Genomic DNA, 15,484 nt, shown 5'->3' on the forward strand with positions numbered 1-15,484 from the left:
AAATCTAAGGCTTTCTGAGAAAGGCGATCGCTCATGACTACCGAAAACAACCCAAGAGCAATTCTAGACTGGGAACACCCTACACCGCCCACAGATTTAATTTTTGATGACGGAGAACCCTTGGAATCAAATCGCCACCGTATTGCCATGAATGTGTTGATTCGGTCATTGCAGCAAGCTTGGGCTGACCGGAATGATTTTTTTACTGGTGGCAATATGTTTATTTATTACAGCAGCGCCCAAGTACGTAACCAGGATTTCCGTGGCCCCGATTTCTTTGCTGTCCTGAATGTGGATGGGACTAATTCTCGTCAAGGTTGGGTAGTGTGGGAAGAAAACGGTCGTTATCCTGATGTGATTGTAGAATTAATGTCACCATCTACAGCCAAAATAGATCAGACTGCTAAGAAAGACCTTTACGAACAAACTTTTCATACTTCAGATTATTTTGTCTATGACCCCTTTGACCCGACTTCTTTGCAAGGGTGGCATTTAGATCATAATCAGCAATATCAATCTTTGACACCAAATGAGCGTGGTTGGTTGTGGTGTCAAAAGTTAGGTTTATGGTTGGGAACGTATGAAGGAACAATAGACAGAGAAACCGCGATATGGTTGCGGTTTTACGATGTAGCTGGCAATTTGGTTTTGTTACCAGAGGAGGCTGCTGTTGCACAAGCACAAGCCGCAGTTGCACAAGCAGAAGTTGCTGCTATACGAGAAGAAGCGGCTGCTGCACAGGTGGCTCGTTTAGCGGCTAGATTGAGAGAATTGGGGGAAAATCCAGATATGTTGTGAGAGATTTTGGCTTTTTTGATGAATTTATCGAGTTGTTATAAATAAAAAACTGAGTGCGATCGCTATTTTGAAATGTCAGAATGGGTAAGTGCGATCGCTATTAAATACAACTGCTAAATTAAGGTGGAATCGACATAAATTGATATTTATTATTATCAGTATTTTACTTAACTTTGATTAATATAAAATCAGTTTTGCGATCGCCAGATTCTAACTGATTTTTCTGTTGTACCACTAACTAGAAAATTGTAACTATGCAATAGAGCTTTTGTACAAAAATTCAGCAAAGAGAAGCATTAGCACCTAATTATTTTCGTCAAGACTTCCAGTTTCTTGAAGACTTTTTATCATCTTTTTTCCTTGTTTTGTTAAAAGTAGATTGGCATAGGCTTGACCAGCTTGCTCTTCTCTTTGACCATTTTGCTTAACCACTACGTAGAAAATAGCAGGTAATGGATATTCACCACTGTAAATCGCTTCGATATTAACTCGATTACGCTTGCCAGGGCGACATTGAGCAGGTGAGACGAAGTTTTGTTGTTGATATGGATAGAAAGTTTTACCATCCGTGTTAACAATAGGTAAAGTCTTAACTCCACACTGTGGTACTACATCTGAGATTGGGCCTACAAAGATTCCTCCGGGTTCTGTAGCGATTTTTTGGATTCCTTCACTAGTCGTATTAACATAGTTAATATTGCTACCAAAATTTATAATTTCTAAACTTGTTCTAAACTCGTTAATGCTTTGTGAATTACCACTACGTGTATAAAACTTAATTGGGATATCAACGAGAGCGCCAGCCTGTCTCCAGTTGTCAATCTTACCACTGTAGATTTTACTTAATTGTTCTTTGGTCAAAGCATTGATCGCTAAGTTGCGGTTAACGGCTACTGCTAAACCGCTTTTAAGAACTGGAATTGCTTTAAGAGTAAACTGCTTTCTTTTAGCTTTGTATTCCTCTTCAGAGGAAACATCACGGGATGATAAAGCAAAATCCAGTCCATCTTGTCCACCATCTATTAACTTCTCAATACCTATTCCAGAACCTTGTACCAAGTCCTTTCTTATTTTTATGTCAAATTTAGGATAAGTATTTTTAATTTCTGATTCCAGTTTTGGATGGATAAAAGCCCAAGAAGTACTACCGCCGTATTTAAATGTTCCTTCAGGTACATTACGAACGTCTGCAAACTGATTGGTAACTTCTATTGGCGTGGGTGGGATAACTCGATCTTCAGGTTGTTTTATATCCGGTATAATAAATTTTACTATTCCAGCGCCAATCATAACTCCCATAGTCAACACTACTAAAGATTTAGAAGTTACATTTAACCTTCTTTTTTGAGAAGCTTCAATTAGGGCTGTATCTTCATCCCTAAGTCCTAAATTTTGCTGAAGACGTTTTAAGTCGGCACGAGTATTTTCATTAACAGGAAATTTACCTTTAGTTACTTGGAAGAATACCTTTTGATATTCCTGTAAATTTTCTTTGTAGTCTTGATAAGGTTTTAAAACCTCAGCCTCCTTAGCAGCGGCTTCATCAGGTGTAAGTCCTAACTTTTTTTGTAGCTTAGTTAAAGCAGTATGACCAATATCAGAAATCTCACCGTCCCTTACCCAATATTCAACTTCTCTACCATATTGGAGCTTTGGCTCATCAATAGGTGCTTTGGCAAGCTTGATTTTATAACCTTCTTTGATGGCATATATTTCCGGTTTCATTGCTGGAGCAGCTTCTTGTACTTTCCTTTTAGCGTACTCATGTAATTCATCAACAGAGATGAAGCTATCTTGATCCCGGTCTGCTGCTCCAGTCTCAAGCCCCTCAACTATATAGCGGGTGTAAGTTGAAATATCTGCTCCTGGCTGTGCAAAAGAATATTGAGTAGAGGTCGAAGACGTGAGAACCGCTCGTCCTTCACCACCCAATTGGTTCTTGACATCCACAAAACCGTCATCTTTTGCTGACATCCCTTCAGCAAACGCGCCACTAAAACAACAATCAAGAATTACTACCTCGCGTTTGGAGCGGCTGTAACTCATGACGTCATGTACAGAGTTAGCTGGTACTGTTGTGGCCTTAACTAGTTCTCCTTTGTCACTTTTTTTAGTGTTGCGAGATGCAAAGTAAAGCTTGCCATTCTCATCTTTGATTCCATGACCGGAGAAAAATAGCAGCACAAGGTCATCTTTTTGACGATCGGCAAACAAAGCCTCGATCGCAACCGCCATCTCATGTTGTTGAGGATTTACCAGCACTTTCACATCATCAAAACTGCCAATCTCTGGGTGCAGCAAAACTCGTTGCATTTCCTCGACATCTTTTGTCGCTGCTGGCAATGGAGTAAGGCCAGGCTCATACTCACCAACTCCTATTAGAAGTGCTACTTTCACCATCTTGTTATTCTTCTTTACTGCTGGAATTTCTTAGTTACCTGTGATAAACTTTTGAGCTTGTTCAATGGCAGCGCTTAATTCTTCCCTACTGCTAGCTTTCACCTTGAGCTTCTTACCGTTAGCCTCAACTTCCAATTCAATAGTTTTGTTACCCAAGCGATCGCCTAAAAATCCCAGTAATTTCTTAAAATTGGCAAGGCTCACCTCTGCCTGCAACACCCCCACTAGAAAACCACTAACAGATTTGGCTCCTTGAGGTATTTCTGTAACTGCTACTAGTTCAGCACTTTCAACATCTAAGTCTTTGATTTCTCGCAGCAGATTCCGTGCTTCTCGTTCTTGCTCCTCTGCATCTAAATCTGGATTAGAAAGAGCGATCGTCAGTTTGACGTTAGATTCAGAACTCATTTTGTGCCCTTTTAAGTTTTTCAGCAGTTGATGGTCAATAGTATTTCTGTAGTATATCGATTGACATCACATCTTCTATGTAAATTTCCTGAAACTTCTTCAATATTTTTACAAAAACTTATAAAATTTAGGTAAAAATCTGGTATAAACACAGAATATCCCTCTTCAATAGCTTCAAAACTTAGAGGCGATCGACAGTATTTCATCTGATAAGTTGGTTCGGTACAGCAGTTTGTTATACCACGCTTGCGATCGCAAAGTAAGTTACGAGTTTGCCCTTGCAACTTCTTTAGAAGCGATCGCTAGATCGAACTATTACAGGATGACGTAAATCCAGCGACCATCTCAAATAATTAGACAAGGGGCTGAAGCCCCTTGTTAAAGGTAGGCAAACTTGCGCCACAGTTGTCAGGTTAACTAAAACAAATCTAAATCTGTCACAGCACCAATACTGCTAGAAGATACCAATTTGGCATATTTCGCCAACACGCCTTTAGTGTAACGCGGAGCCGGAGGTTGCCAGTTGGCACGACGACGAGCCAATTCTTCTTCAGATATATTCAACTGCAATAAACGAGCGGGTGCATCAATAGTAATACTATCGCCTTCTTCTACAAGCGCGATCGCCCCACCAACTGCCGCTTCTGGTGCAACATGACCAACCACCATGCCGTAAGTACCACCAGAAAAACGTCCGTCGGTAATTAATCCTACCGCATCACCCAAACCTGCACCGATAATTGCTGAGGTGGGAGCCAACATTTCCCGCATTCCAGGGCCGCCTTTAGGCCCTTCGTAGCGGATTATGAGAATATCACCAGCTTGAATCTTACCAGCCAAAATTGCATCTAAAGAGGCTTCTTCTGATTCAAATACTCTTGCTGGCCCGGTAATTACTGGTTTTTTCACGCCAGTAATTTTGGCGACAGCCCCTTCCGTTGCTAAATTACCTCTGAGGATGGCTAAATGTCCTTGAGGATACATCGGATTATTCCAAGTCCGAATCACATCTTGATTGGCAGATGGTTCTTCTGGTATGTCTGCTAATATCTCTGCAATGGTTTGACCGCTGATTGTGAGGCTATCACCGTGTAATAAATCATGCACAAGTAACATCTTCATTACTTGCGGAATGCCGCCAGCTTTGTGCAAATCTGTAGCAACATATTTACCACTTGGTTTCAGATCGCACAAAACGGGAACGCGGGCGCGGATAGTTTCAAAGTCGTCTATGGTTAACTCTACATCAGCGGCGCGGGCGATCGCTAAAAAGTGCAGTACTGCATTGGTCGAACCACCGACTGCCATAATCACAGAGATGGCATTCTCTATTGATTTGCGGGTGATAATTTGGCGGGGTAATATTTGTTTGCGAATGGCTTCGACTAACACAAATGCTGATTTTTCCGTGCTGTCGGCTTTTTCGGCATCTTCTGCCGCCATTGTCGAAGAATAGGGTAAACTCATCCCCAGCGCTTCAAATGCTGAAGACATGGTGTTAGCCGTGAACATTCCCCCACAGGAACCAGCACCCGGACAAGCTCGACCTTCAACTTCTAATAATTCCTTTTCGTCAATTTTTCCAGCACTGTATTGACCAACAGCTTCAAAAGAACTGACAACAGTTAAATCGCGTCCGTTGTAGTGACCAGGTTTAATTGTGCCACCGTAAACGAATATTGCCGGGATATTCATCCGAGCCATTGCAATCATTGCCCCTGGCATATTTTTATCACAACCGCCAATAGCCAGCACACCATCCATACTTTGTCCGGTACAGGCGGTTTCAATGGAATCGGCAATCACTTCCCGCGACACTAGGGAATATTTCATCCCTTCAGTTCCCATCGAAATCCCATCGCTAATGGTAATCGTACCGAACACTTGCGGCATCGCCCCAGCAGTTTTTATCCCAACCTCTGCTCTTTGCGCCAGTTGATTTATCCCCATATTACAGGGAGTGATTGTACTGTAGCCATTGGCAATGCCCACAATAGCTTTATTGAAATCTTCATCTTTAAAACCAACTGCACGCAGCATAGCTCGATTAGGCGATCGCTGCACCCCTTGCGTCACAATTTGGCTTCTCAAATTCTCCGACATCTTTTTTCCTTCCGTGCCATCATCGCAACAGTTGCGATTGTATTACCTGATGATTTTCTCATGCCTGGGCGGTGCGATCGAATATGAGTAATTCTCTATGTTTCACTGTGTTTTTTGGTCAGCCCTAATTAGAATAAATCTTCATCTAAACACTTGTATAAAATAGGGATCATTCTTGTGTCTGAGGCATCTAGAGTGCCGGAAATACTAGTATATAATCGCGTAAAAAAACATACCATTTCAAATAGCGCAAGAGCTTGGAATATAATTCTTTTGACTTTTGACACTTCGACTGTGCTTAGGGTCAAGGTTGAGCGAAGCCGAAGCCTTGACTTTTGACTTCCGCTTTGCGGTACTAGGGATAGCAAGACGAATTTAAATATGAAAAAAAGCCATTGCCGCAAGTTGAGGCTCTGACTTTCTACGTTTATAGCTTAGTATATTGATATTGATTCCGGTGCATAGTTGGAAACACTATAACTTTGCACTAGAGTTCTTCTTCAAAATTATATCTGCCTTGAAAATAGTGACTAGGGACTGAGGACTGGGAAAGAAATATTTTCATTCTCTAATGCCTTCTGCCTTCTGCCTCCTGCCTTATTTTCAAGGCAGGAATATTAAATTAAAGAATGAGGTCACTTGACACTACTTGTGGTGCTCCTATAAGCCGAATTTGAAACTCAGCCGACCGATCCCCATCAGTGCTACCTTCGAGAATACCTCCTGAATAACGGATTTGGCCGGGTGCGGAGAATTGGCCACTCCCAATGAAACTGAAAGCTTGATTACCCCCAACAGTGGAGTTGGCATCGATATTAAATAGATCGATTCGATCGCCTGCCAAGCTCCCATTTCCACGAAAGTCAGTGATTAAGTCGCGTGACGAAAGTGGACTATCAGAAATTGAGTTGTACTTGAAAATATCATTACCCGATCCTCCAGTGAGAATATCTTTTCCACTACTGCCAGTCAGGACATCATCCCCATCACCGCCGATGAGAGTATCATTACCCAATCCTCCAGTGAGAATATCTTTGCCAGTACCGCCATTCAGGCTATCGTTGCCAGCGCCACCGTTAAGAGTATCGTTGCCAGCATTACCAAACAGGCTATCATTGCCGCCACCAGCGTTAAGGAGACTGTTGCCACTACCACCTACAAGGGTACTGTTGCCACCACTAGTGTTACCGACATCGCTCTGACCATTATTGCTACTAGTGCTACTGCTATGACTACTAGAGCTGGCACTAACACTGCCGCTACCGTAGGAGATTGATATTGAAGTTGCCATTGATGAGTTTCTCCTAAACTTAGAGGAAAAAAAAATTACGTCTTTACTTCTCCATTATAAAACGGCATTGCTGATTAAGAGTATGAATTTGATTTCCTTCAAATGCATAAAGCAAGCAATTTAAAACATGGAATTTGGGAATTCCATACTTTCATTCAGTAACGCCGACAAATCCAGGTCAAAATATCAAGAATGGGAATATATTCTTGAATAAACCTGATTGAAACAGGTCTTTACTATTAAGTTTGAATATTTGAGAATATTTGAGAATATTTAAGAAGTACTAGATGTATTTGATGATATTTATATCAAAACTGTACCAAAAATCATCTGATGCCCTTGTACCTTATGTTTTCACTTGTTTCAGTGAGAAAATACTAAGGAATCGTAGAATTTTTCTACGTAATTATATAGATTTGAGGATATTGATACTGTATTCATAATAACAATACTATAGTATTACCCTCCAGCAAACTTTTTTATGATAAAAAAGAATAATTAACTTTCTTTTATTCTCTGTCCAGAATAAAATCGAAAACCTTTGTGCAGATGAGTTGGTTTTGCATATTGATATTTGTTTAGTGGTTTCTGTAGTTATATATAACAAATAATTGCCAATAAGTTAAAAGCTTTGTTATACGTATGACACGAAGAAAAGCCTAAAGATTTGTATAACTTGAATTTGCTTCCAGTCTTAAAACTGGAAATGTATTTCGAGAGGGCTGCTGCCTCTGCTAAAGCCATTGGAGGCGGAGCCTCCCAGGATCGATTGGGGCTGTATTTTAACTTAGTCCCATTCTTTTGTTAGATCAGTGCGTAGGCGTAGCCCGTCGTAGACATCGCTGCACCCCTAACGTTACAATTTGGCTATTGTGACACCATCACAACTTTTGCGATTGATTGTATTAACAGATTTTCTCGTGCATACGCAGCATTGGTAATTTTCTATCTTTTAGATATGCTTCTGTTAGGTGCAGTTAATATGAGCAACTTTGTTAGTATTTAACTGCGCTTGATTATAGCGATATCATTCTTAACAGGTTAAAGGCTACTGCATTTTCTCACAGTTGGAGTATGTTTGGCTTTGTACCTAAATTATTCTTCAATATTAGATAGACTGTTTGCATAAATCATAAATAAGAACCCTACTCCTAAACGCTTGCTCTTAGAAGTAGGGTGTTCAGCGCTTTTGCAAAAGGTCTATTAGATTAGAGGATGATGTCGCTTGCCACTAGTGATGGTGCTCCTGTCAGTCCAATCTCAAACTCAGCTGACAGATCCCCATCAGTGTTAGCTTGAAGAATACCTCCTGAATAACGAACCTGACGGGCTGCTGAGAATGCGCCAGCACCGATGAAAATAAAGGCTTGGTTGCCCGCTACACTGGAGTTAGCGTCAATAGTAGATAGATCGATTTGATCGCCTGCAAAGATACCGTTTCCAACAAAGTCAGCGATCGCATCTCGTGACAAACCAGTAGGACTATCTGAAACTGAATTGAAATCGAAAATATCGTTGCCAGCACCGCCAGTAAGAGAATCAGTCCCAGCACCGCCAGTGAGGATATCGCCACCAGCATCGCCATTTAGGGTATCGTTGCCAGCACCGCCAGTGAGGAGATCGCTCCCAGCATTACCGTTAAGAATATCACTGCCAGCACCGCCAGTAAGGGTATCGCTGCCAGCATTACCATTAAGGATATCGCTGCCAGCACCCCCATCTAGACTATCGTCGCCGGCATTGCCGTTAAGAATATCGCTGCCAGCACCCCCATTTAAGATATCGTCGCCGACATTGCCGTTAAGGATATCGCTGCCAGCACCCCCATTTAGGGCAGGACGAAAGATTAGTGGGAAACCATTGATGGTATTGTTGTCATTAAAAATGGTACCGTTGATAATTGCCATTAGTAAGTTTCTCCTGAACTTAGAGGGTAAAAAATAACCTCGTCACTTTCCCATCAGAAAACGGTGTTGCTGATTAAAAGTATGAATTTGGTTTCACCCAAAGGTGTAAAGGAAACAGTTTCAAATATTGAATTTTTAAATTTCACACTTTCATTCAGCAAAGCCGAGAAAACAAGGCAAAGAAATAACGAGTGGAAAGACACAACTGAACCACACCCGATCGGAACAGGTCTTTGCTGTTAAGTTTGAAGATTTGACAAGCACTAGATGTATTGATGATGTTGGCATCAAAATTATGCCAAGAGTAATGTCATGTCCTTATATCTTTACTGGTTGCAGTAGTAGGATGGTATGAAACAAGTAGATTTCCTCCTACAGAAGCGCATAGCTTTTTGAAGTTTTGATTTTATTTATCATTACACAAACTATAGTATTACTTTCAAACCTAGTTTTTCCTATCTATAAGAAAGAGTAATTAGCGCTTTTTTATTCCTCTCGCTAAAACAAAATCTGAAACCTTTGTTCAGATAGGGTTGGTTTTGCTTTTTGAGATTTATTCGGTGATTTATTTAGTTATGTATAAGGAAGTAATTCCCAATAACTTAAAAGCCTTGTTAACCAGCGCGTAGGCGTAGCCCCTCGTAGACATCGCACATCCCTTGCGTTACAATGTGCCTTCTCAAATCTCTGACGTTTTTTCATTAAGTGGCATCATTGCAACAGTTGCGATTGTATTACCTGATTTTCTGATGTAGAGGCGGCGCAATTTAATAACTATAAACTATCAGAAAGGCAAGCTAAACTTATCTCTTTTTGTGACTATTCAATTATCAAAATTCTGCATTTTGCCTTATTTTCAAGGCAGATAATATTAAATTAAAGGATAATGTCGCTTTCCACTAGTTGTGGCGCTCTTGTAAGCCGAATTTCAAACTCAGCCGACAGATCGCCATCATTACTACCTTGGAGAATACTTCCTGAATAACGGATTTGACCGATTCCAGAGAATGCACGACTTCCGATGAAAGTGAAGGCTTGGTTGCCCTCTTTAGTGGAGTTGGCGTCGATGGTAGATAGATCGATTTGATCCCCTGCAAGGATGCCGTTTCCAACAAAATCAGCGATCGCATCCTGTAACAAACCAGGTTGACTCTCAAAAACGAAGTTGAAATCGAAAACATCGTTACCCAATCCTCCAGTGAGAACATCAGTTCAAAAGTCGCGTCATGCGCTCGACCTAAATACTTGTACGCTGCTTGACGAAATTCTTTTAATTTGTCACTTTTCATATTGGCAGACGAGAGTTGGTGGTTCAACTCTGGTGATTCTGCTAATAGGGGGCCTGTGTTCAAGCACACCCCTTATTTTTTCTTGAGGCACAGGCTATTTAGTCTAAACTCCAGTTTAAGAAATAATAATTAACGGGACTTGAGATCGCGATACTTTTTTTATAAATAAAAAAGTGGCATTCATTTATAAAGACTGAATGCCACTTTGGATTTCTCAAAATTCCTGATGATGCAGATATTTTATTTATCCAGGTAGAGTTATGCCAGTTACAGCGATCGCACCTGCGATCGCACTGGCAGCAAGAGAAGTAATCGCTGTCCCAAATATCCACCACGCAGCATTAGCCACGGTTTTTTTGGTTTCTTCGGCTTGCTTTTTAGCTTGCTCTTGAATCGCTTTCAAGCGTTTTTGAGTTTCTTTCTGGATGCGTTCGGCTCGTTGTAATACGCCATCCCGCGCCGATTCTATTTGGTCAATTATGCGGTTAGCATCTGCCTCGGAAATATCTTCACGAGAACTCAATACAGCAACTAAGGTGTCACGATCGAATTCACTGAGGCGATCGCGCAATGCTTCAAATCCGGCTTGGGGATCGTCGAAGACTTTCGCAAAATCTTGCTTAATGCCTTCATAGTTGAGTTCGGAACGATCCAGGGAGTTGAGATAGTTACGAACTTTAGCAAAAACTCCATCTAGCAATGATTGCACTCTCTGCTGAATCTGTTGGAATTGTTCGACAATCGAGCTGCGAACAGAATCAATTTGATCCACAATTCGGTTAGCTTCCTCTTCTGAGATATCCTCACGTTGGGATAATAGCGCCACAATTGTCGAACGGTCAAATTTTGAGGCGCGATCGCTTAAACTTCCAATTCCAGCGCGGGGAGAAGACAGTAGCAATTGTAAATCGCGTTTGATTCCTTCGGGATTGAGTTCTTCTTTGTTGGTATTACGCAGATATTCTTCGAGATTGGCTTCAAAATCTAAAGCTTGTTGAGTGGTGCGCTTTGCTAAACGTCGTGGCGCTCTCAGGATATCACCAATGGCATCTTGAGCGCGATCGATGATCTGATTAACCTGCTCTTGGCTCAAGTCGCCGCGTTGACTCACGAGTTTAACCAAGGTTTCTCGATCGACATTAGACAAGCGATCGCGCAGTGCTAAGGCTCCAGCTTGAGGATCGTCGAGTAATTTTTCCAAATCGGCTCTGATACCTTCTGGATTGAGTTCTTCCAAGTTGGTATTGCGGAGATATTCAGCGATCGCTTTTGTAGTTTTTTCGTACTGTTCTTTCGCTTGTTGCGGTACTTGCAAAATACTATCTCGGACTGCTTCAAGTTGATCGAGAGTTTCGTTTACCTGTTCTTCGCTCAAATCTTGACGCTGACTGAGCAATTGTACTAGTGTATCGCGGTCAAATTGCGATAGGCGCGATCGCAAGAGACTAATTCCGGCTTGCGGATCGTCTAGTAAAACTCTAAACTCGCGTTTGATCGCTTCGGGATTGAGTTCGTCTTTGTTAGTATTCCGCAGATAGTCTTCAACTCTTTGGCGCAGTTCATCGGCTTTTGCTTTTGCTTGTTCTTGCAATTCTCTAGCACGATTCAAGAGATTATCGCGGTTGCGTTCGAGTTGACTAACAATATTATTAGCTTCCTCTTCATTAATATCTTGACGCTGTTGGAGCAATTGTACAAAAGTATCGCGGTCAAATTGTCCGAAGCGGCTATTTAAATCTTCAAAGCCAGCTTGTGGATCGTCCAGCAAGTTACCAAAGTCCCGTTCAATACCTTCGGGATTAAGTTCGTCTTTACCCGTCGAACGTAGATAATCTTCGATGCGGCTGCGGAAATCTTGCCCTTTTTCTCGTGCTTGAGCCTGTTTGACAGTTTCTAAAACTTCCAGGCGATCGCTTTCCATTTGTTCGGAAATCTCTTTCACCCTAGCTTCACTAATATCACCACGTTGCTTTAGTAAGTTGGTGAAATATTCTTGATTGATTTCTTCCAACTCCCGTCTCACAGTTGTTGGATCTGCATTTACGTCGTAGATGACTTCTTTAAATTCATCTATTAGGGTAATTCGGTTGAAGTGCCAAGGGAACGAATGCAATATATAGTCTTTTACATCTGCCTTAATCGCGTTTTCTAGCGATATTGGTAATTTTGTAGATACTTGCTCAGTTGCTTCCTCTCTAAACTTTTGAAGTTGTTCTGTGATTTCCTCAACATCGACATCTTGAACTTTTTCTTTCAGTTTTTGCAACTGAGTTGTAATTTTGTTCACATCGATATTAGAAAGGTTTAACCGTTCTAGAACTGCTGGCGCAGCTGCACTTAAGCCATACGTAATAGCTTGCTTGATTACACCATTGCCATTACCGCCTCCGATTGTAACCAGTTCTTGCAGCCGTTCACCCAATTGATCAGAATTAAGTTCTTCAGGAGTAGCAGACTTGAGTAAATTAATTACTTGTTCTGTGGGATTTTTGCGATTTAAAGCTTGTTGCCATGCACCTTCAAATTGGTCAGCGATGCTATTGATATCTTCTTGAGATAAATCGCTACGGCTACTGATTAAATCAACAATTTGTTGGCGATCGATATTTTGTAAAAGGTCGCTGTTATCAATAGATTGAAAATCTGTATCTTTAAGAAGCTGGTCAAATTGATTGCGAATTTCTTTAATATCCAGCTTTGGTAATTGCAGAGAACCTAAAGAACTTTGAAGGGTATTTTTAATCCCTTCAGAATCAAAACCTGAAGTTAATTCCCGCCGGACTGCGGCTGTAATATCTTCAGCAGTAGAAACTAACTGTTTTTTCGCACTATTAGCACCGATACCAGCAGTTGCCGTGCCCATCAGAGTTTGAAAACCAGAAGTGACAGTATTAGATATAGAACCAATTAAAGAACCTACCGCTGATGAACCCAACCAAATTACTAGTGAAAAATAGGTAGACCAAATGACTACACCAATAATTGCTCCTAAAAATGCACTTTCAATTAGACTCAGTTTTACTGCTAAAAAACAAGCAATAAATAATGCGATGCTAACGGTTATTAACGCCCAAGTACCAACTTTAGCTTGACCTTTACGAATTGTCTTGCCCAAACTTTCAGACTCATCATCAGAATCTGCATCAATTTCCCAAGATGAAATTCCGACAGCAACTGAAAAGTTTGTCAATAATAATTGAAAGGCAAATGCCATCAAAACACCAGCTAGCAGCGCCACCAATAATTTAGGCCCAGAAAAAACAACTGACGCTTCTTCTGGAGTTAGTACTTCCTGAGCTAAAGTTATGGGCGCTAATCCAAAAGATAGCTGATTCCATCCTAAAATAGTTAAAACACCTTGAAACATAGGATTTGCTCACTTTTACTCAATTAAATACCCATTTATAAAATGGCTTATTTATCAGTTTAATTATCATTTATATAAACTGACACTTTCTTAAGTAATAGGTTAGTTGTCCAAAAGTTGGATTTAAAAAATAAATATTTATCTTGTATAAATCAACTAAAATTTATGATTTAGTTAATATTTTTTAAATAAAATTTATTAGGCAAAATGAATCTTGTAAAACTGTATCTACCGATATAGCAAGTTCGGAGCGGTTGAGTTACACTAGCAAACGCTAAAAAATAATATTTTGGTATCAATTTTATTGAAGAAATTGTTTATTGAAAAAATTGGAAAAAAGAATAATTGTTATAAAACTTTAGAAAATAAAATATATTTTCTATTTGAGATTTAGTTACTACCTTTAGATAAAAACACCTATATCTAATGATAGAGGTAAAAATTCTCCCAAGCGATTGATGAAAATAAAATAGAAACATGTATTAATAAGGGTTACTACGAGCTATGAATTAGTAAATAATTGATTTTTGCTGAGGAGAAAGAATAATGGTAGTCGGCGTACATAAACGTGCTGTAGGTGTATTTTCTCATCGTCGAGATGTTGAACATGCTCTACATGAATTAAAAAAAGTTGGTTTTGACATGAACAGAGTTTCTGTCATTACCCAAGATGGTGACAGAGACGATATTGCTGGTGCAGATGTGAGCGATCGCGTTGGCGATCAATCTGACGAAGGTGCTAAAGTTGGAGCAGCTACAGGCGGTGCTTTGGGCGGATTGGCTGGCTTATTAGTTGGTCTTGGCACTTTAGCAATTCCTGGAATCGGGCCAATTATGTTGGCTGGAGCCGCAGCAACTACCCTAGCTACAACTCTTGCTGGCGCTGGTATTGGTGCAGTAGCTGGTAGTTTGCTTGGTGCATTAATTGGTTTAGGAATTCCTGAAGAACGAGCTAAAGTTTATGACGAACGTGTTAGACGAGGACACTATTTAGTCATTATCGATGGTACAGATGCAGAAATCCATAGAGCAGAAGCAATTTTAAATCATCAGGGTGTAGAAGAGTTTGGCATTTACGACCACCCAGATGCAACAAATGCAACCACTGGTTATGTGACTCCAACTCCGGCTGCGGGTCATAGTGGTGTTACGAAACGGGCGATCGGGGTATTTTCTCATCGTCGAGATGCTGAAGTCGCAATTACAGAATTACGAGATGCAGGTTTTTCGTTGAATCAAGTCTCCATTATTGCCAAAGATACAGACGGTCATGGGATCGGTGGTGTAGATGTAGACAGAAATGTTGGTACTGGTAATAAAGCAGATGATGGTGCAAAAGCTGGAGCTGCTACAGGCGGTGTTCTAGGAGGCTTGACTGGCTTATTAGTTGGACTTGGGAGTTTAGCAATTCCAGGAATTGGGCCCGTGATTGCAGGTGGCGCAGTTGCAACCACTTTGGCGACAACATTAGCTGGTGGTGCGATCGGTGCAGCCGCTGGGAGTATTGTAGGCGCACTCGTTGGTTTGGGAATTCCTGAAGACAGGGCACGAGTATATAGCGATCGCTTCCAAAAAGGTGACTACTTAGTAATTCTCGATGGTACAGAAGCTGAAATCCACCAAGCTGAAGCGATTCTTAAACGTCGAGGTATTGAAGAATTTGCAATCTATGATGCAACTGAAATTAGTGAATATCGTCCAGGTTCCGACCGAGTAACGCATAATGACGCAGCAGTAGTCGATCCGATTCGCCCCAATTACTCAACAGAGCCTCATAGAAACGATCCTGCTGTAGTTATTGTCGATCGTCGTGATGAAGTACTTTAACCTAAAGTAGTTTTGACTCACACTAATTAGACAAAATTGCAGGAGCAACAATTTGAAAACTTTGCTCCTGGCTAAAAAAACTTGCTCCTCACTT

Annotated in this window: 9 protein-coding genes; 2 read left to right on the plus strand and 7 right to left on the minus strand. The window is 40.9% G+C overall.

Translation table 11 applies throughout. From position 1 onward, the window contains the following. Positions 1–33: 33 nt before the first annotated feature. A complete protein-coding gene (locus tag AC1F2U_RS02360) occupies positions 34–798 on the plus strand; it encodes a Uma2 family endonuclease (RefSeq protein ID WP_480259677.1) in 765 nt (254 codons plus the stop codon). Between the two features lie 303 nt (positions 799–1,101). Here AC1F2U_RS02360 and AC1F2U_RS02365 read toward each other — a convergent pair whose 3' ends face one another. From AC1F2U_RS02365 to AC1F2U_RS02395, 7 genes are all read right to left on the minus strand, one after another. Further along, positions 1,102–3,198, minus strand: a complete 2,097-nt coding sequence (locus AC1F2U_RS02365) for a caspase, EACC1-associated type (protein WP_480259678.1) — start codon at positions 3,196–3,198, stop codon at positions 1,102–1,104. A 30-nt stretch (positions 3,199–3,228) separates the two neighbouring features. Next, positions 3,229–3,606 carry a hypothetical protein gene (locus AC1F2U_RS02370; protein WP_480259679.1) on the minus strand — a complete coding sequence of 126 codons (378 nt, stop codon included), beginning with the start codon at positions 3,604–3,606 and terminating at the stop codon, positions 3,229–3,231. A gap of 417 nt (positions 3,607–4,023) precedes the next feature. Then, positions 4,024–5,709, minus strand: a complete 1,686-nt coding sequence (ilvD, locus tag AC1F2U_RS02375) for a dihydroxy-acid dehydratase (protein ID WP_335194537.1) — start codon at positions 5,707–5,709, stop codon at positions 4,024–4,026. 622 nt (positions 5,710–6,331) lie between these two features. Continuing rightward, the gene (locus tag AC1F2U_RS02380) at positions 6,332–7,000 is read right to left on the minus strand and encodes a calcium-binding protein (protein ID WP_480259680.1); all 669 of its coding nucleotides are present in this window, start codon (positions 6,998–7,000) and stop codon (positions 6,332–6,334) included. Positions 7,001–8,208: 1,208 nt separating this feature from the next. Next, a complete protein-coding gene (locus AC1F2U_RS02385) occupies positions 8,209–8,907 on the minus strand; it encodes a calcium-binding protein (RefSeq protein WP_480259681.1) in 699 nt (232 codons plus the stop codon). An 876-nt stretch (positions 8,908–9,783) separates the two neighbouring features. After that, a complete protein-coding gene (locus AC1F2U_RS02390; protein ID WP_480259682.1) occupies positions 9,784–10,098 on the minus strand; it encodes a hypothetical protein in 315 nt (104 codons plus the stop codon). Positions 10,099–10,440: 342 nt separating this feature from the next. Next, positions 10,441–13,563: an MFS transporter gene (locus AC1F2U_RS02395; RefSeq protein WP_480259683.1), complete on the minus strand. Its 3,123-nt coding sequence runs from the start codon at positions 13,561–13,563 to the stop codon at positions 10,441–10,443. A gap of 546 nt (positions 13,564–14,109) precedes the next feature. On the opposite strand from AC1F2U_RS02395, the gene AC1F2U_RS02400 reads away from it, so the two are divergent. Continuing rightward, positions 14,110–15,390 (plus strand): histidine kinase, encoded by a 1,281-nt coding sequence (locus AC1F2U_RS02400; RefSeq protein WP_480259684.1) that lies wholly within the window; start codon positions 14,110–14,112, stop codon positions 15,388–15,390. Positions 15,391–15,484 lie beyond the last annotated feature (94 nt).

Source organism: Nostoc sp. LEGE 12454 (genome assembly GCF_056620565.1).